Genomic DNA, 18,178 nt, shown 5'->3' with positions numbered 1-18,178 from the left:
GAGTAGACCGTGGACCTCGCCTGGTACGCCCTGCTCGGCCTCTTCTTCGCCAGCTACTTGGTGCTCGCCGGCTACGACTACGGCGTCGGGCTGCTGCTCGCCCGTGGCGTCGGTCCGGCCGGGCGGCGGGAGGCGCTCACCGCCCTCGGCCCGTTCTTCCTCGGCAACGAGGTCTGGCTGGTGGCCGCCATGGGCATCCTCTTCGGCGCGTTCCCCCTCCTGGAGGGCGAGTTGCTCGCCGGTTGCTATCCGGCCGTCGTCGGCGCCCTGGTCGGCGTCATCCTGGTCACCGTCGGCGTGCAGTTGCGCAGTCGGCCCAGTGACGAGCGGATCCGTGCCCGCTGGGACCGTGTCGTGGTGATCGGCAGCGCCCTCGCCGCGCTCGGCTGGGGTGTGCTGCTCGCCGCGCTGTTGCAGGGCGTGCCCCTGCAGGCCGACGGGCACGTCGCCGGGGTGACGCACCTGGCCACCCCGTTCGCGGCCGCCGCCGGGCTGGCCATGGTCACCCTGATCGCGGTGCACGGGGCGACCTTCCTCACGCTGCGTCTGTCGGCCGAGGCCGCCGCCGTGGTCGGCCGTACGGCCCGCCGGCTGGTGCCGGTGGCGCTCACCGCGGTCGCCCTGGCCACCGTCGTGGGCCTGCTCTCCGCCCGGGTACGCGACGCCGTCCAGCGACCGGCGGTGGCCGTACTCCTGCCGGTACTGCTCGTGACGGCGCTGCTGGCGGCCCGCGCGGCGCTGGCACGGCGGCGGCCGGGGTGGGCTCTGGCCGCCACCGGCGCGGCCCTGGCGCTGCCGGTGGTGCTGGTCGGAGCAGCTCTCTGGCCCTACGTGCTGGTGTCCACGACCGACCCGGACGCCTCGCTGCTGGTGGCCGACGCCGCCGCCAGCGCGCCGACCCTGCGGCTGCTGGGCTGGGTGGCGCTACCGCTACTTCCGGCCCTACTAGGCTTCCAGGCGATGTGCTGGTGGGTTTTCCGAGGACGGACCGACGGTAGGGCACCGGTGTACTGGTGAGCCGCCGTCCGTTCGACCCGCGTCTGCTGCGCCGGGTCCCTGCGGCCCGGGGCGATCTTGCCGTGCTCGGGCTCCTGGGCGTGCTGGCCGCCGGGTTGATCGTGGCGCAGGCCACCGCGCTCGCGTCGGTGCTCGCCACCGCCTTCGACGGCCGGCTGGATCGACCGGCGCTGGCCGGCTTCGTGGTCACGGTCGGCGCCCGCTCGGCAGTGGTCTGGGCGCAGGGCACGGTCTCCGCGCGGGTCGCCGCCACGGTCAAGGCCACGCTGCGGGCGGATCTGCTCGGCGCGGTGGGTCGGCACGGGCCCGGCTGGGTGGCCGGGCAGCGGGCCGGTGAGATCGCCACACTGGCCGGACGTGGGTTGGACGCGCTCGACGCGTACTTCACCGGGTACCTGCCGCAGCTGGTGCTCAGCGTGACGGTGCCTCTGGCGGTGCTGGCCCGGGTCGTCTTCGCCGACTGGAGCTCGGCGGTGATCATCGCGCTGACCCTGCCGCTGATTCCGGTCTTCGGGGCGCTGCTCGGCTGGCAGGCGCAGGCCGCCACCGAACGGCAGTGGCGTCGGCTCGCGCTGCTCGGCGGGCACTTCCTGGACATGGTGGCCGGGCTGCCCACCCTGCGCGCGTTCGGGCGGGCCCGGGCACAGACCGACGTGGTGCGCCGGATGGCCGACGGTCACCGCGTCGCCACCATGAAGACCTTGCGGATCGCGTTCCTCTCCGCGCTGGTGCTGGAACTGGTCGCCACCCTCTCGGTGGCGCTGGTCGCGGTGCCGGTCGGCATCCGGTTGCTCGGCGGCGGGCTGGCCCTGCAGACCGCGCTGCTGGTGCTGCTGCTGACCCCGGAGGCGTACCTGCCGCTGCGAGCTGCCGGCAGCCGCTTCCACGCCAGCCAGGAGGGGCTGACCGCCCTGGACGAGGCGTTGACCGTCTCCGCCGCACCCGCCGCGCCCCGGGCCGCCGAGGGAGCCTCCGTCCCCGACGCGCGGGCCGAGATCCGGTTCGAGGGGGTGACCGTGGAGTACGAACGGACCACCGCCCTGCGCGACGTGACACTGACCATCCGGGCCGGCGAGCGGATCGCCGTCATCGGGCCGAGCGGCGCCGGCAAGAGCACCCTGCTCGGCCTGCTGCTCGGCTTCGTGGTGCCGACAAGCGGCCGGATCACCGTGGGCGGGGTCGACCTCGCCACCGCCGACCCGGACGCCTGGCGCCGGCAGCTCGCCTGGGTGCCGCAGCGGGCGCACCTGTTCGCCGCCTCGCTTGCCGACAACATCCGCCTCGGCGCACCGGACACCCCCGCCGACGCACTGAGCGCCGCAGTGCACGACGCCGCCCTGGACGACGTGGTGGCCGGCCTGCCCGACGGACTGGACACTCTGCTCGGCGAGCGCGGTCACGGGCTGTCCAGCGGGCAGCGGCAGCGGGTGGCACTGGCCCGGGCGTTCCTGCGTGCCGCCCCGGTGGTGCTGCTCGACGAACCCACCGCCCGGCTCGACACGGCTGCCGAGGCGGTGGTGCTCGACGCCACCCGTCGCCTGGTCGCCGGACGGACCGCGCTGCTGGTCGCGCACCGGCCAGCGTTGCTCGCCGACGCCGACCGGATCCTGCGCATCGAGGACGGTCGGGTCACCGAGCTGACTCCCGAACCGACCGGGAAGGCCGCCCGATGACCGGGGAACACGAGCCGGCGGCGGTGGCCGGCGGGGCATCGACCGGTCGGGCCGCCGCCGAGCGGGTCGTGCTGCGACTGGCCCGGCCGTACCTGGGCCGCCTGGTCGGCGCCGGGCTGCTGGCGGCCGCCACCGAGTTCGCCGGGCTCGCCCTGATGGCCACCGCCACCTGGCTGCTGATGAGCGCCGCCGGTCAACCTCCGCTGGACCGCCTCACAGTGGCGATCGTCGCGGTCCGGGCGCTGGCGATCAGCCGGGGCGTGTTCCGCTACACCGAGCGGCTCGCCGGGCACGACGCGGTACTCCGCATGATCACCGACGTCCGGGCCCGGGTCTTCGCCACCCTGGCGGCCCGCCGTGGCACGGCGCACCGCTCGGGGGACGTGCTGAGCCGCCTGGTCTCCGACGTGGAGGCCGTCCAGGACCTGTTGCTGCGGGTGCTGGTCCCCGGCGCGGCGGCGGCCCTGGTTGGTGTGCTGGCGGTCGCCGTGGCGGCGCTGATCTCTCCGCCGGCCGCCGGGGCGCTCGCCGTCGGGCTGCTGGTTGCCGGGGTGGCGCTGCCCGCGTTGGCCACCGCTGTCACCCGCCGCAGCGCGGCCGAGGTGGCCCCGCTGCGGGGCGCGCTGGCCACCGACGCGATCGACCTCACCCACGGTGCCGCCGACCTGGCCGCGTTCGGGGCGACCGACGTCACGCTGCGCGCCGCCGAACAGCGCGCCCACCGGCTGGCCCGGCTGGAACGTCGGCTGGCCGCCACCGGGTTCGCTGTGGACGCGGCAGGCGTGCTGACTGCGGGCGTGACAGCCGCAGCGGTGGTGCTGGTCGCGCTCTCCGCCGACGTGTCGGGGGTGCTCGTGGGCGTCCTGGCCGTCGGCGCGCTGGCCGCCGTCGAGGTGACGTTGGCGCTGGTCGCGGCGGCCCGGCAGTGGACGCAGCTGCGGCCCGGCCTGGCCCGGGTGGCCGACCTGCTCGACGCGGCCCCGCCGACCCCGCCGCCTGCGACCGGTCCAACGGACCTGACCGGCCCGCACGAGCTGCGCTTCGTCGACGTGACAGTGCGGTACCGGGCCGGTGCGGCGCCAGCCCTGGACGGCGTCAGCCTGGACCTGCCGGCGGGACGCCGGATCGCTGTCGTCGGCCCGAGTGGCGCCGGCAAGAGCACCCTGGCGGCGGTGCTGACCGGCACCGTCCGGCCCGCGTCCGGCCGGGTCACCCTGGACGGTCACGACCTCTCGGCGTACGCCGAGGAGGCGCTGCCCCGCGCGGTGGGCGGGCTGCTGGCCGAGGCGTACGTCTTCCATGCCACGGTGCGGGAGAACCTGCTGCTCGGGCGTGCCGGTGCCGGCGAGGAGGAGCTGACCCGGGCCACCGCCGCCGCCGGCCTGCTGGACTGGGTCCGGGCACAGCCGGCGGGCTGGGACACCCTGGTCGGCGAGGAGGGCGGGCAGCTCTCCGGCGGGCAGCGGCAGCGGCTGGCGCTCGCCCGGGCCCTGCTGGCAGCGCCGCCGGTGCTGGTGCTCGACGAGCCCACCGAAGGTCTGGACCCGACCGCGGCGGACGCGGTGCTCGCGTCCGCCCTCGCCGCCACCCCGGCCGGGCACTCGGTGCTGCTGATCAGCCACCGACTCAGCGGGCTGCACGAGCTGGACGAGATCGTGGTCCTGGACGGCGGCCGGGTGATCCAGCGCGGTCGGCACGCCGAGCTGGTCGCCGCCCCGGGCTGGTACCGGGACCAGTGGCAGCTCCAGGCCGCTGCCGAACAGGGTTACCTGGCGCTCGCCCCCTGACCCGACTCGGGGGCGGACCAGGGTTCTCCCGGACGTCGACCCGCCGGAGTCCATGGCAGGGTGGTGCCATGGCACGCGGTGAGGACGTGATGGTCGACGAGCACCTGCGGGAGCTGGCCGCTGGGTTGCAGGGGCCGGCGCGACTCAAGTCCGACCTGTTGACCGAGGCCCGGCACGGGCTGCTGGACGCCGTCGAGGCGTACTGCGAGAGCGGGGTGCCGCCCACCGAGGCGCAGCGTCGGGCGGTGGTCGAGTTCGGCTCGCCCGCGCAGCTCCTCCCGTCCTGGCAGGCCGAGCTGGCCGTGGGCGCCCTGCGCGGGCTCTCCCTGCGGATGCTGGCTGTCGCCGGGGTGGGGATGGCCGCCGGCGATCTGACCTGGCGCGGGGCGAGTTGGAGCGACGGCCCGCGCCCCCCGGCCGGCTACCTGCTGCTGTCCAACTCGGTCGACTGGATCTGGTTGAGCACGCTGCTGCTCGCGGCGGCGGGTCTGCTGGTGGTCGCGGCGAGCGCCCGTTCGCCACGACCGGCCCTGACCCTGGCACAGCGTGCGGTGGGCACCGGCCTGACCGGCCTGCTGGCCCTCGCCATGCTGACCGGCTGTGCCCTCTTCGCCTGGTCACTCAACCTCTGGGACGCGGCGCTGCACTGGCCCCCGATGATCATCGGGGCGGTGCTGGTGAGCGGTGCGTACTTCTCGCTGACCCGCGCGGTGCGCGGCTGGCTGCTGGCCACCGCCCGCTGATCGGCGGCCCGACCCGCGAGGCGTCAGGCCGGGGTGGGCGGGCTGCCCGGGTCGAGGAACCGGCCGACGGTCTGCTGGAACTCGCGCCAACCGGCGCGCTCCCCGGCCAGCGCCTGCCGGCCGGAGTCGGTGAGCTGGTACGTCCGCCGTTCCCGGCCGCTGACAGTGCTCCAGGTGCTCGCCACGTAGCCGGCGCGCTCCAGGCGACGAAGCGCCGGATAGATGGTGCCGGTTGGCAGATCAAGATTGCCGTCACTGCGGGCGCGCAGCGCCTCGATGATCGCGTAGCCGTGCAGCGCGCCCTGTTCGAGCACGGCGAGCAGCAGAGCGTCGAGATGGCCGTGCAGCGCCTGGGCCTTCATGCGTAGCTACGCTACTTGTCGAACGGCCGCTTCGCCAGCGGTGACCACCAGCAGGTCGGACCCGTGCGCCAATCGGCCACCGGGGTGCGGGCATCGGTCACCCAGGGCCGCCGACTAGGGTATGTGCCCAGAGTCACTCGCCGGTCAGAGACCCCGGTGGGTGGGCAACCCGAAGCACACGGAGGTCAGCGTGGCCCGCCAGTCGCCCCAACGGCCCGACGCCGACGAGCCCGAGCTCGACGACACCACCGGCGCGGCCGAGCCAGATGAGACCGAGGAGACCGACCGCCCGTCGGCGTCGATCGACCGTTCACTCTGGGACGAGCTGCGCATCGACCCAGTGGAGATCGCGCTGCCCGCCGGCACCGGCTTCACGCTCCGGGCCTACCGCCCGGCCAGCTCGCTGACCCCGACCGACGTGACCGAGCGCGACCAGGACGACCCGTTCCTCGCCCGCCGCCAGGCGATCGAAGAGGAGGAGGACGACGAGACCGTCGTCATCCTCGACGAGGAGTTGGCCGAGGAGTTCGCCGCCGAGGACGAGGCCGACGAGTCGACGCGCCGCCGCCGTGACGGCGCAGCCGCCGCCGACACCGACGACGAGTCGGAAGAGGCCGAGGCGGACGAGGCCGACGACGAGGAGGTGCCGGTCTTCCTCAGCAACCAGGGCAAGCTGCTGCTGTTCAAGACCCCCGAGTCGCTTGTCAGTTTCATCCGATCCGGTGCGCCAAACGATCTGTCCCAACTGGACAGCTGGAATGAATTGTCCGAACGGGTGGAGCCGGCAGATATCGCGCCGCTCGACGAGGACAGCTACGAGCTCGACCTGGTCGTGGAGAACCTGCGCGGCGGGCACGACTCGTGGGATTCCGCCCTGCTGATCGAGGCGGGCGAGGTCGCGCGTGACCTCTCGTACGCATTGCGGCTGCCTGCGGTACTCGACATGCTCTCCGCCGGCTCCAGCCTCGACGACCTGGACGAGGCGCTGCGTGCCACCGCCAACGGTGGGATCGGCGCGTTCATGGGTCGGCGACGACTGAAGAAGATCGGCGCACAGACCGCGAGTTTGGGTTGGCGCACCATTGTCGGCAAGATCTCTGCGGTGGTGGACTGGCGCGACTGACCCGTACCGGGGAGCATCAGTTGCTGGCAGAGGAAAGACCTGTCCCGGGAGGAGGACGACGCCGTGGCGCTCGTGCGCGTTTACTGCGGTCTGGCCTCGGCGGATCCGGCTGACCGACCGGCCTCCGCCGGTTCGACGCTGACGTCCGCTGTGGTCGACGACGCAGGCCGTCTGCTGCATGTCTGCGAGATCAGCGATGACGCCGCTGGCTACGCCCAGCTCGTCGCGCTGCTCGTGGAGCGGTCGGGCGGGCCGAGCGGTGCGGCCATCGCCGCCGACAGCGACGACCACACGGTCACCTCGCTGCTGAGCGCGGCGGGTCGGCCCCTGGCGATCGCCGACGACGACTCGGTGGACGACTTCGCCGAGCGGTTCGCCGACGACGACTCCCTTGAGGAGATGCAGTCGCCGCCCGCCGAACGACGGGCGGTCGGCCTGGCCCGCGCGTTGCAGGCGGGGGCGCTCTCCGCCGTCACCCTGCCGGCACCCCGGGACCTGGCCGGCTACAAGCAGGTGCTCGCCGCGCACGCCGCCCTGGCGAGCGGTCGGCACTCCGCCGCTGTGGCGCTGCGCGAGGTTCTGCGGGAGCTCTACCCGGCGGCCCTGCGCGCGTACCCGGACCCAGCCGAACCGGTCTCTCTGGCGGTGCTGGACGCGCTGCCCGAGCCGGGCATGCTCGGCGGCACCGTGGCCCGGGGCCGCGAGGTGTCGGTCGCAGCGGACGCCATCGCCGCGCACCTCGCTGCGGACGGGGTCGCCGACGCCGAAGAGATCAACGAAGCGGTGACCGCCCTGCGGGTCGCCATCTCCGAGACGCCGCGGCGTGCTGCGGTCAACCGGGCTCTCACGTCCGCGGTGGCCGAGACGGTCCGCCAGGCCGTCGCCTCGGTACGGGCCTGCGACGCCGGGTGTGAGGCGCTTGTCAGCGCGCTCAGCTCACGGGTCACCACGCCGGTCCAGGCACCCGGCCGCCGCGCCGCTGCCCGTCGTGGCGAGTCCGTCGGTGAGCTGACCGGCCTGGCCGGCGCCAACGGCGGGTTGACCGGCCTCACCGGCGCCAACGCCGGGTTGCGGTCGGTCCGACCTACCCCGCCGGCCGCCGACCCGGCACCCGCCGTCGGGCGGCGCAGCCGCCCCGAGCCGGTCCCCGGTAACGCGCCGCTGGCGTCGCCCCGCCCGCTCGGGCCACCGCCCGTCGCCCCGGCGCCGGTCACGCCACCGCCTGTCGCACCCACGCCGATGACTCCTGCGGCGATGGCTGGTCCGCCAGCGTCCACGCTGCCCAGTCGCAGCGAGCCGCTTCCCAGCCGCATCGACGGTCCGACCAACCGGCCCGTCTCCTCGCCACCGCCTCCGCCACCCGGGATCACCCCGATCGCGCCGGCACAGCGCGGCATGGTGCCCCCGGCCGAGGCCGGTGAGCCGTTCCGGCCGACGCTGACCACCGCCGCGATCAACAACGCCCGGGCCGAGCGGCAGCGCACTGTCATTCCGCCCCGCCCCAAGACCAACGGCGAGCCTCGGCCGAGCCACCTGCAACGCCCGGTCGACGAGCCGCCCACCGGCGGGTTCAGCGCCACCGATCTCAGCATCCCGGTGCCGACCCCCCGACCTGGGCAGGAGGCCGCGCCGCCCGGCTCCCGTGCCAACTGGCCGCTGGTCAACAACCCGGAGGACCCGGCCGACAGCTCACCGAACAACCCGGTGGCCTACTCGTACGGCGGCAGCCGCGGTGTCGACGCCCCGACCGACCCAGGGCGGGCCGACGGTCGGGTCACCCCGCCGTGGTTGGCGGACGACCTGCCCCCGGAGCCACCGATGCTGCGGCTGGTGGAGCCGCCGCCGCTGGCCGACCGTGCGCTGCGCGAGGGGCTCAACCCCCCTGCGGACCAGCACCTGGAGACGCCGCCACTGCGGCTGGTCGACCGCGAGCAGGCCGCTCGCAATGGTCGGGCTGCCGCCCGCACCGAGCGGTCCGCCGAGCACCGGCCGCCGCCCCCGCTCGAGCGCCGGACGCCACCGATGGAGCACCGGCCGCCGCCGGTCGCCGACGAGGGCGACGGCGATCTGCTGATCTTCGCGCAGGCCAAGTCGGCCTGGTTCGTCGGCCAGGCCGAGGAGACCGACCTGGACTGGTCGACAACTGCCGACACTGGCTGGCAGGCCGCCGAGCAGGCCGCTCGCCCGGCGGTGGGCGCCGAGACCAACGCCGGGCTGCCGAAGCGCGTGCCGCAGGCCAACCTGGTGCCAGGCTCCCCGCTGCGCGAGGAGCGCCCATTGCGGATAGTGCGTGATGCGGCGAGCCTCGCGGAGAACACCACCGGCTACTTCCGTGGCTGGCGTCGCGGCCAGGAGATCGGCGGTTTCGCGGTGGGTGGTCGGCCCGGTCGCGAGGCGGCCGGCGGCTGGGACTTCAGCCGCGACCACGGGGACCGCGACGACGACCGGGAGTACGAGTACCGCTCGGCGGGCTACCAGTCCTGATCCTTGTCCTACGTCAGAGCGCCCTCAGCCGAGTCGGCTGAGGGCGCTCTCGCGTAGGCAGGTCGATCCCGGGTACGCAGAAGCCGCCTCGCGAGGACCGTGGGTGGGCTGTGTGCTCCCCCGGAGGGGTTGACAGCGTCCAGGACGTCAGGAGGCGGCTTGGCGGCGCGCCGGCCCGTCTGGGCGACGAGCCAGCGCGGAACGACCCACCGGGGCGGCTGGCAGCGCCCGGTGGCGGCCGGAGCCACCACCGGGTCGTGCAGCGCCGCGATCAGGCCGGGGCGACAGCGCGCGTACGACGCATGGTCAGCACGTACTCGACGAGCGAGATCAACACGTGCTTCGTCGACTCCCGGTTACGGGCGTCGCAGGCCACCACCGGCACGTCGCTCGAGATCGCCAAGGCGTCCCGAACGTCCTGCGGGTCGTGGTACTGCATACCGTCGAAGCAGTTGATCGCCACCAGGTACGGCAGGCGTCGGTGCTCGAAGAAATCGATCGCCGCGAAGCAGTCGGCCAGCCAGCGAGTGTCCACCAGCACGACCGCACCGATCGCACCCCGCACCAGTTCGTCCCACATGAACCAGAAACGGGTCTGACCCGGCGTACCGAACAGGTACAGGATCAGGTCACGGTCGATCGAGATCCGGCCGAAGTCCATGGCCACCGTGGTCGTCGTCTTGCCCGGCACCTGCCGGGTGTCGTCGACGCCCACGCCAGCGGAGGTCATGATGGCCTCGGTGGTCAGCGGCGTGATCTCCGAGACCGAGCCGACCAGCGTCGTCTTACCGACGCCGAATCCACCGGCGATAACGATCTTCGCCGACGTCACGCGGCCGCTCGGGTTCGGCGGGCGGTGCGACATGTCAGAGCCTGCGAAGTCCACTCAGCACCCTCTCCAGCAGTTCAGTGCCCACCGCGTCGTCGGAGTCGTCCAAAATGGTCGGCTCGTGGACCGCGACCAGGCCGTCCGTCGCCATGTCGGCGATGAGCACCCGGGCCACACCGAGCGGGAGCTGCATCCGCGCCGCGATCTCTGCGAGCGATTGCACGCGTCCGTCACACAGCGCGGCGATGTACTGGTGTTCGCGGCCCTGGCCGCCGTTGCCATTGGCAGCGGCCCGGCCGCGCACCGTCGTCTCGACGAGCGCCTCCAGCGCGATGTCGAGCCGGGGACGGGTGCGACCACGGGTCACGGCGTATGGACGGACCAACGCTCCGGTCGGTTCGTCACGATCGGCCATCTCGCCGCTCACCTCCTTCGCACCCGTTACCGGCTCCCACCGGTGAAACCCGTCGTTGTCGTTGTTGTAGTCGTGCCGACCCCACGATCGGCGGAGCGTCAGCCCAGCATGCCCGCAGCCGCACGCGGCTGCGGGGTCAGCGCGTCGCCCACCCGGTCGACCAGCAGCGCCATCTCGTAGCCGACCTGGCCGACGTCGGAGCTGCGAGCTGCCAGCACGGCGAAGGACGAGCCGTCCGAGATGGACATCAGGAACAGGAAGCCATTGTCCATCTCCACGACGGTCTGCAACACCGCGCCTCCCTCGAAGCAGCGCGCTGCCCCCTGGGTCAGGCTGACCAGACCCGATGAGATCGCGGCGAGCTGGTCTGCCCGGTCGCGCGGCAGATCCCGTGACGACGCGAGGAGTAGGCCGTCCGCCGATACGGCGACCGCATGCGCGACGCCGGGCACCCGGTCGGCGAAGTTGGCCAGCAGCCAACCAAGATCCTGCGTAGTTGTCATCCTTCTTGCTCCTTCTGCCCGCTCCCGGCCACCGGGCCTGAGCCAGACTGCGAGGATTGCCCTCCCGGAGTCGCCTCCGGGCTGGTCGGGTTGTCCGAGGTGCTACGCCCCCGCTGCACACCCCGGTGGTAGGCGGAGAGCAGGCCACGAACCGCCTCCGGGGAGCGCCGCTGGACCGAGGTGGTGGGCTTCTCCACCGCGCCGGGCACCAGCTGCGCCATCGGCTTGCGTTTCGGCAGACCGGTCGTGGTGGTCTCGCTCACCGGCGCCGCGCCGGCCGCTGCGGAGGCAGCACGCCAGCCGTCGTCGGCAGCGGTCTGCCAGCCGTTGCTCTGCGGTTGTGGCCGGCGGTTCGGCAGGCTCTCGGCGAGGCTGGGGCGGGCGCCCTCGTTCGCTGTGGAGCCGTTGTCCCGCGGCGCTCCTCCGACCGTCGGAGTGTCTGCCATCGGTGTGTTACCTGTCGTCCCGGGTGGTGTCTTGTGGACTGCCCGACCGGTGGCCTCGACCGTGGCGAACTGCTGGGTCGCGGAGTCGCCGTTCGTCGCTGGCTCGGCGCCGGCCGCGGTCTCCTCGGAGCCCGGGCGACGGGTACGGAACCAGGCCGATTCGAGCTCCCGGAAGATCGGCAGCTCCATCGTCTCGTCCGCGTACCGCTGTCGGTTCTGCGCCTGCGGTTGCTGCGGCGTCGGCCGAGTCTGCGGTGCCGGCGCTGCTGCCGGGGTCGGCGCGGGAGCCGGAGGCTGGGCTGCGGCCGGCTGCTCGCCGGGTCGCGGAACCCGCGGCAGCTCCGTCGTCATGTCCAGCGCGGCGGCGAGCCGCTCGGGCACCGGCGGGGTGGCCGTGTCCCGTTCGCTACCCGGCACTGGCGGCCAGGCCGGCGGGGCCGGGGCGCTGGTTGCCTGCGCGGGCGGGGCGGATCGGGGCGCGAACCCGCTGAACGACTGGCCGGAGGCGGGCGGTGCCGAGTACGGCTGACCCGAGTACGGCTGACCGGACGCCGGCGAGGCCGAGACGGGCGACGCCGACACCGGCGGACCGGCGTACGGCTGCCCGGAGGCCGGGGCGGCGGACACCGGCGCGCCGCCGTACGGCGCACCCGAGTAGGGCTGCCCGGAGTAGGGCTGGCCGGAGGCCGGCGAGGCCGAGACCGGCGCACCGGAGTAGGGCTGCGCGGAGACCGGCGGCGCCGAGTACGGGTGCGCCTCGGGGCTGCTCGGCAGCTGACGCGGAATGGCCGCCTGCTGGCCGGTGGTCGGGGTCTCGTCCCCGGCGCGGCGCTGCGGCAGCGGGTCGGCCCCCGGGCCGTTGGCCGACCGGGGGTGAACCCGTCGCCGCCGTTGACGCCGTTCGTGCCGGCCGCGCCGGTCAGGTCGGACCAGGCCGGCATCGAGCGGTACGCACCACCGTTGGCGGGGGTGCCGGCACCGTTGCGCGACGCGGGGTCGAACGGCCGACCGCCCAGGGTGACCTGGTTGCCGGACTCGCTCGGGCGAGGGCCGTTGCCCAGCGCGGGCAGCGCACCGAAGACCGGTGCGGGCCCACCGGACTGCTGACCACCGAACTGAGGAGTACCGGTCTGCGGGCCACCGAACTGGGGACCGGCCGCCGGCAGCGCCGGAGGCTGCTGCACCCGACCGGACAGCGCCCGGGGCACCAGCACCGACGTGGGCAGGGTCACATCGGCGACCGTGCCGCGATCGTTGCCGGGACGCAGCTCGACCCGGACACCGTGCCGGGACGCCAGCCGGGCGACCACGACCAGGCCCATCATCCGGGACACGGCCACGTCTACCTGCGGAGGCGTCGCGAGCCGCTCGTTGAGGTCGTGCAACTGCTCGGCGCTGATGCCGATGCCGCGGTCCTCGACATACAGCGAGGAGCGGTCGCCGACACGGCGAGCCTCGACCATGACCTGCGAGTCGGGCGGTGAGAACGCGGTGGCGTTGTCGAACAACTCCGCGACGAGGTGCACCAGGTCGTTGACAGCGTGTGCGGCGACCTCGATGTCGCGGTCGATGACCCCGAACTCGATGCGGGTGTAGTGCTCGACCTCGGACTGCGCGGCGCGCAGCACGTCGATGAGAGCGGCCGGCTCACGCTGCACACGGGTGGAGTCGGCACCGGCGAGCACCAGCAGGTTCTCGTCGTTACGGCGCATCCGGGTGGCCAGGTGGTCGAGCTGGAACAGCTCGGCCAGACGGTCCGGGTCCTCCTCGCCGCGCTCCAGCCGGTCGAGGTGCCCGATGAGGCGGTCGACCAGGATCTGCGAACGGCGGGCCAGGTTGACGAACATGGTCGCGACAGAGGCGCGCAGTGCGGCCTGCTCGGCGGCCGTACGGACGGCTTCCAGGTGGACGGCGTTGAACGCCTCGGTCACCTGGCCGAACTCGTCCTTGCTGCGTACCGGCAGCGGTTCGGCGATCTGGTTGGCCAACTGCACCGGGGAGAGCTGCCCGACGACCTGCGGGTCGCGCAGGCGGGCCACCGCCTGCGGCAGGCCGTACTGGGCGACGGAGAGCGCGCCCTGCCGCAGCTCACGGAGTGAGCGGGCCATCGAGCGGGCGACCAGGTAGGCGAAGAGGATGGCCAGCAGCAACATGCTGAGCAGCAGACCGGTCTCCAGGAAGACCTGACGCTGGACGTCCGAGCGCAGGGTGTCGGCCTGGTTGACCACTTCGCCGTCGAGCTTCGTCTCGACGGTGCGGATCAGCTTGGCGTTGGCCGTCATGGCGGCTTCCCACTGGTCCGGGCCGAATGGCGCACCACGCATGTCGCCTGTGGTGTTGCCGTCGATCCAGCCTGTGTAGTTCTGTGCCTGCCGGCGGTCGCCGCCCGCGACGGTCTGGTCGTGGAACTTCGCGTCGTCCGGGGTGGCGACGGCCTTGAAGCTCTGCAGAGCCTGCTGCTGGCCGGTGTCACTGGCGACGTAGTCCCTGCGCAGTGCCGGAGTCAGGCGCTTTCCGCCCTTGACGCCCAGCGCGCGGTGCACGACGACCCGCCGTACGGCGAGGAACTCCTTCTCCCGGGCGACCGCCGCGGCGGCGCGCATCCGGTCGCTCAGTTGGTTGTTACCGGCGAGCTGCGTGGACGAGTCCCGGATGGCGAGCAGGTCACTGATCAGACCCTCGTACGCCTGCACGGTCTCGGTGAGCGCGAGCTTTCCGTTGAACACCTGGCTGCGGACGCCCGACAGGTCCTGCAGGTTCTGGTCGATGCTGTCGAGCAGACTCTCCAGGCTGCCCGGCAGGTCCTCAACCTCGGCCCGCTGCTGCCGGTAGGGGACCGCATCCTGATCCACCCGGGAGTTCACCCGGTTGTAGGCCTCCTGGTACTGCGCCGTCGGCTGCGTCCCGTCCGCGCCCAGCAGCAGCACGGCGGCGGTCCGCTCGTCCTGCAGGCTGTCGACAAGGACACCCGAATAGCTCGACAGGTTCGCCAGGTCGCCAGCTCGGTTGGCATTGTTGAGCGTCTCCACGTGGTCGACAAGACCACTGGTGCCCACGACGACCGTGGCGATGGTCGGCACGATCATGATGAGACCGAGCTTGGACCAGATCGGCATGTCCCGGAGCCGGCTGGCCGGCCGGCGCAGCCGCGACAGGAAGGAGCCCGCCGTCTTTGGCCGTTTGCTCACGTCACCGCCCTCGCGATTACAGCTTCAACGCGTTGCCCCGGGCAACGCCCAGCGACCGACCCGGCGGGTCGGACCCCCGAGATTCCATCACGCCGGTCGACAAGAAGAAAGCCCAGGTTGTCCCCAACCGAAGGTGTGATGAGATGTTGATGCGATTTGATAGCAGTCTGTCTGGCCGGAGTAACTGAAGGTAATGAATCATCCGCACCGAGTTGTCCTGCTGGCCGGCCCTTCTGGGTCCGGAAAGTCGTACATAGCGCAGCAAACCGGCTTGCCGGTGCTCTGCTTGGACGACTTCTACAAAGACGGCGATGACCCTACGTTGCCGAGACGAAACGGCCAGGTGGATTGGGAATCGCCGCAGTCCTGGGACGCCCCGAGTGCGGTGGAAATCATTGCCCGACTTGCCCGCGAGGGTCGAGCCGATGTGCCGGTTTATGCAATCGGTGCCGATCGACGGGTAGCCACCCGGCCATTTGATGTCGCCGGATCGCCACTTTTCGTGGCCGAAGGGATCTTCGCCGCCGAGATCGTCGAGGAGTGCCGTCGCCGTGGCCTGCTCGCCGGGGCGTACGCGCTGCGCCGCCCGCGCGGAGCGACATTCCTGCGCCGGCTCGCCCGTGACCTGTCCGAGCAGCGCAAGGCACCCCGGGTGCTGATTCGACGCGGGGTGGCGCTCCTGCGGGCCGAGCCCGCGGTGCTGCGTCGGCAGATGGGCCTGGGCGCGGAGGCGGCCCGGGCCCGACAGGTGCTGCGCCGGGTGGCCGGCCTGCTCGCCGGCCACCCACACGGCTGAGCTCAGGCCAGCAACTTCGCGTACGCCGGCTTGATCACCTCGTCAATGATCCGCAGTCGCTCGTCGAACGGGATGAAGGCGCTCTTCATCGCGTTGATGGTGAACCACTGCAACTCTTTCCAGCCGTAGCCGAACGTCTCCACCAGCAGCGACATCTCCCGCGACATCGAGGTGCCGCTCATCAGCCGGTTGTCGGTGTTGACCGTCACCCGGAAGCGCAGGTCCCGCAGCAGGCCGATCGGGTGGTCCGCGATCGAGTCCACCGCGCCGGTCTGCACGTTCGACGAGGGGCACAGCTCCAGGGGGATCCGCTTGTCCCGGACGTACGCGGCCAGCCGGCCGAGCGAGCCGTCCGGGGCGATGTCGTCGACGATCCGCACCCCGTGGCCGAGGCGGTCCGCTCCGCACCACTGGATCGCCTGCCAGATCGACGGCAGACCGAACGCCTCGCCGGCGTGGATGGTGAAGTGGAAGTTCTCCCGCTGGAGGTACTCGAAGGCGTCCAGGTGCCGGGTGGGCGGGAAGCCCGCCTCGGCGCCGGCGATGTCGAAGCCGACCACCCCGGCGTCCCGGTGCCGCACGGCCAGCTCGGCGATCTCCTGTGAGCGGGCGGCGTGCCGCATCGCGGTGAGCAGGGTGCCCACCCGGATGGTCAGGCCCGCCTCGACCGCCTGGGCGGTGCCCTCGGCGAACCCGGCCAGCACCGCCTCGACCACCTCGTCCAGGCTCAGGTCCCGTTCCAGGTGCTGCTCCGGGGCGAAGCGCACCTCGGCGTAGACCACGCCGTCGGCGGCCAGGTCCAGGGCACACTCGCGGGCCACCCGACGCAGCGCGGGCGCGGTCTGCATGACCGCCACGGTGTGCGCGAACGTCTCGAGGTAGCGCTCCAGGGAACCGGAGTCCGCAGCGTCCGCGAACCAGCGTCCGAGCGCTTCGGGGTCGGTGGTGGGCAGTTCGTGGCCCACCTCGGCAGCCAGGTCGACGATCGTCGCCGCTCGCAGCCCGCCGTCGAGGTGGTCGTGCAGCAGCGCCTTCGGGACCTTGACGATGTCCTCGTACCGGATTGTTGCGACCATGCTCAGACCCTAGTCAGCCAGCTCAGGCCTGCCGAGCCAGGCCACTAGGCTCGACGGCATGGACGCGTTCCGGGGGTTGGACAAGCTGCTGCCTGGCATGGACCCCCGGGTCCTCGACCGGCTGCGCTGCCCGGTCTGCGGCGAGTCGCTGGCCGAGACGACCGCAGGCACCGCCCGGGCGTTGCGCTGCCCGCGCGGGCACAGCTTCGACATCGCACGGCAGGGGTACGTCAACCTGCTCGCCGGACGCGCACCGCACGTCGGCGACAGCGCCGAGATGGTGGCCGCCCGGGCGGACTTCCTCGCCGCCGGGCACTACGACCTCATCTCGGCCGCCCTCGCCGACGCCGCGACGCGGGCCTTGTCGGACGTCGAGGCGTACCCAGTGGTGGTGGATGCCGGTGCCGGCACGGGCCGGTACCTCGGCGCGGTGCTGGCGGCGCTGCCGGACGCCGTGGGTCTGGCCCTGGACGTGTCCAAGCCGGCGCTGCGGCGCGCGGCACGGGCGCATCCCCGGGCCGCCGCGGCGCTCGCCGACACCTGGCAGCGGCTGCCGCTCGCGGACGCCTCGACCGCCGTGCTGCTGAACGTCTTCGCCCCGCGAAACGGTCCGGAGTTCCACCGGGTGCTCGATCCGGCCGGAACGCTGCTGGTGGTCACGCCCGACACCGACCACCTCACCCAGTTGGTGGACGCCCTCGACCTGCTGCGGGTGGACCCGGACAAGGCCGACCGGGTAACCGGCAGCCTGGGCGGGCACTTCACGCTTGTCAGCTCGGCCGTGCACCGGGCGGAGCTGGCCCTGAGCCGGGCGGAGGTCGCCACCCTTGTCGGGATGGGCCCGAGCGCCTGGCACACCGACCCGGACGCGCTCGCCGCCCGGCTGGCCGCAGTGCCCGAGCCGGCCCGGGTCACCGTGGCGGTCCGACTCGACGTCCTGCGACCGCGCTGACCTCAGGTGGAGAGGTCGACCTCTTCCCAGCCCGGCGGCTCGTCGTGGTACGGCCCGCGCAGGATCACCGCCCACTCCAGGGCCCAGCGCCGCTGCCCGATCGCGTTCGCGTCGACCAGGCCCGGCGCCCGTCGGCCGCCGCGCTCGGTCTCCAGGTACGCCCAGTCCAGGCAGTAGTGCAGGTCGAGCAGGGCTGCCGCGTCGACCGGGTGCTGCGGCGCCGTGAGGATCCGGGAACGCCAGTGCGGGAAGGTCTCCCCCTCGGCGATGTGCGGCAGCCGCTCGACCAGCCGCTCGTCGACGGCCAGCGTGGGGTCGAGCTGCTTGCTCAGCCCGAGCACCCAGGCCAGCGCGAAGAGCGCGTCGTGATGCAGCACGAACGACCTGTGGTCGCCCTTGCCGCCCATCACGAACTGCCACTCGGGCGGGGTGACCATGTCGACCAGGTGCGAGCCGAGCAGCCAGCTCATCGCCGCCTGTGGGGGCATCCCGAAGCAGCGGGCCAGGATCAGGTGCAGCACGGCGATCCGCGCCTCGATCTCGGCGGTCGGGCGCAGGTCGATCTGGTCACCCGGCTCCCAGACGAGGGGAAACTGGGCCGGCGGCAACGGCAGGCCGAGCCGGGACAGCTCGTCCAGGCTCGCCTCGCGCACCTCACGTGGGTCGGGGGCAGCAACGGTCACGGCGGATCTTCCTGTCTGCTCGCGCCGGCGCAAGGCCGGTTGTCCCCCCTTGGCCTGCGACAATAGCGCTCCCAGGTGACCGGCACCACGCCAGGGCGACG

General features: G+C 73.0%; 13 protein-coding genes and 3 pseudogenes. 9 read left to right on the top strand and 7 right to left on the bottom strand.

The genetic code is table 11. The features are described from left to right. Positions 1 to 9: 9 nt before the first annotated feature. The 4 genes from ACQP0U_RS04045 to ACQP0U_RS04030 all read left to right on the top strand — a co-directional run bounded on the left by ACQP0U_RS04045 (position 10) and on the right by ACQP0U_RS04030 (position 5,220). Positions 10 to 1,017, top strand: coding sequence for a cytochrome d ubiquinol oxidase subunit II (locus ACQP0U_RS04045; protein ID WP_433315867.1), 1,008 nt, complete (start codon positions 10 to 12; stop codon positions 1,015 to 1,017). Then, complete coding sequence (gene cydD / locus ACQP0U_RS04040; RefSeq protein ID WP_433315865.1) at positions 1,014 to 2,690, top strand: thiol reductant ABC exporter subunit CydD; 1,677 nt, start codon at positions 1,014 to 1,016, stop codon at positions 2,688 to 2,690. The genes ACQP0U_RS04045 and cydD overlap by 4 nt, the downstream gene beginning before the upstream one ends. Beyond that, positions 2,687 to 4,477, top strand: coding sequence for a thiol reductant ABC exporter subunit CydC (gene cydC, locus ACQP0U_RS04035; RefSeq protein ID WP_433315863.1), 1,791 nt, complete (start codon positions 2,687 to 2,689; stop codon positions 4,475 to 4,477). The genes cydD and cydC overlap by 4 nt, the downstream gene beginning before the upstream one ends. Before the next feature lie 68 nt (positions 4,478 to 4,545). Continuing rightward, positions 4,546 to 5,220 (top strand): permease prefix domain 1-containing protein, encoded by a 675-nt coding sequence (locus ACQP0U_RS04030; protein WP_433315861.1) that lies wholly within the window; start codon positions 4,546 to 4,548, stop codon positions 5,218 to 5,220. A 23-nt stretch (positions 5,221 to 5,243) separates the two neighbouring features. On the opposite strand, the gene ACQP0U_RS04025 is transcribed toward ACQP0U_RS04030, so the two are convergent. Continuing rightward, positions 5,244 to 5,582: a PadR family transcriptional regulator gene (locus ACQP0U_RS04025; protein ID WP_433315859.1), complete on the bottom strand. Its 339-nt coding sequence runs from the start codon at positions 5,580 to 5,582 to the stop codon at positions 5,244 to 5,246. A 160-nt stretch (positions 5,583 to 5,742) separates the two neighbouring features. On the opposite strand from ACQP0U_RS04025, the gene ACQP0U_RS04020 reads away from it, so the two are divergent. The 3 genes and pseudogenes from ACQP0U_RS04020 to ACQP0U_RS04010 all read left to right on the top strand — a co-directional run. Next, positions 5,743 to 6,705, top strand: coding sequence for a DNA primase (locus ACQP0U_RS04020; RefSeq protein WP_433315858.1), 963 nt, complete (start codon positions 5,743 to 5,745; stop codon positions 6,703 to 6,705). A gap of 39 nt (positions 6,706 to 6,744) precedes the next feature. Beyond that, positions 6,745 to 8,631, top strand: a pseudogene (locus tag ACQP0U_RS04015) (transposase); the annotation flags it as partial. Positions 8,632 to 8,718: 87 nt separating this feature from the next. Continuing rightward, positions 8,719 to 9,189, top strand: a pseudogene (locus ACQP0U_RS04010) (transposase); the annotation flags it as partial. 271 nt (positions 9,190 to 9,460) lie between these two features. On the opposite strand, the gene ACQP0U_RS04005 reads toward ACQP0U_RS04010, so the two are convergent. The 4 genes and pseudogenes from ACQP0U_RS04005 to ACQP0U_RS03990 all read right to left on the bottom strand — a co-directional run bounded on the left by ACQP0U_RS04005 (position 9,461) and on the right by ACQP0U_RS03990 (position 14,570). After that, positions 9,461 to 10,054 (bottom strand): GTP-binding protein, encoded by a 594-nt coding sequence (locus tag ACQP0U_RS04005; RefSeq protein ID WP_112732747.1) that lies wholly within the window; start codon positions 10,052 to 10,054, stop codon positions 9,461 to 9,463. Position 10,055: 1 nt separating this feature from the next. Then, a complete protein-coding gene (locus ACQP0U_RS04000; RefSeq protein ID WP_030329021.1) occupies positions 10,056 to 10,433 on the bottom strand; it encodes a DUF742 domain-containing protein in 378 nt (125 codons plus the stop codon). A gap of 98 nt (positions 10,434 to 10,531) precedes the next feature. Further along, entirely contained in the window at positions 10,532 to 10,936 is a 405-nt protein-coding gene (locus ACQP0U_RS03995; RefSeq protein ID WP_030329023.1) for a roadblock/LC7 domain-containing protein, read from the bottom strand. Next, positions 10,933 to 14,570: pseudogene (locus ACQP0U_RS03990) on the bottom strand (nitrate- and nitrite sensing domain-containing protein). The gene ACQP0U_RS03995 and the pseudogene ACQP0U_RS03990 overlap by 4 nt, the downstream one beginning before the upstream one ends. Before the next feature lie 502 nt (positions 14,571 to 15,072). Between ACQP0U_RS03990 and ACQP0U_RS03985 the strand changes: the two are divergent. Further along, positions 15,073 to 15,366, top strand: coding sequence for a hypothetical protein (locus tag ACQP0U_RS03985; protein WP_433315856.1), 294 nt, complete (start codon positions 15,073 to 15,075; stop codon positions 15,364 to 15,366). Between the two features lie 2 nt (positions 15,367 to 15,368). Here ACQP0U_RS03985 and ACQP0U_RS03980 read toward each other — a convergent pair whose 3' ends face one another. Continuing rightward, complete coding sequence (locus ACQP0U_RS03980; protein ID WP_433315854.1) at positions 15,369 to 16,442, bottom strand: adenosine deaminase; 1,074 nt, start codon at positions 16,440 to 16,442, stop codon at positions 15,369 to 15,371. Positions 16,443 to 16,539: 97 nt separating this feature from the next. Between ACQP0U_RS03980 and ACQP0U_RS03975 the strand changes: the two genes are divergently transcribed. Further along, positions 16,540 to 17,394, top strand: a complete 855-nt coding sequence (locus ACQP0U_RS03975; RefSeq protein WP_433320601.1) for a putative RNA methyltransferase — start codon at positions 16,540 to 16,542, stop codon at positions 17,392 to 17,394. 2 nt (positions 17,395 to 17,396) lie between these two features. Here ACQP0U_RS03975 and ACQP0U_RS03970 read toward each other — a convergent pair whose 3' ends face one another. Then, a complete protein-coding gene (locus ACQP0U_RS03970; RefSeq protein WP_433315852.1) occupies positions 17,397 to 18,077 on the bottom strand; it encodes a DUF4272 domain-containing protein in 681 nt (226 codons plus the stop codon). Positions 18,078 to 18,178 lie beyond the last annotated feature (101 nt).

This window comes from Micromonospora sp. CA-269861, from assembly GCF_050948505.1.
Taxonomy (GTDB): domain Bacteria; phylum Actinomycetota; class Actinomycetes; order Mycobacteriales; family Micromonosporaceae; genus Micromonospora.
The sequence above is the reverse complement of the archived record's forward strand: the minus strand, read 5'-3'. Positions and strand labels throughout refer to the sequence as shown.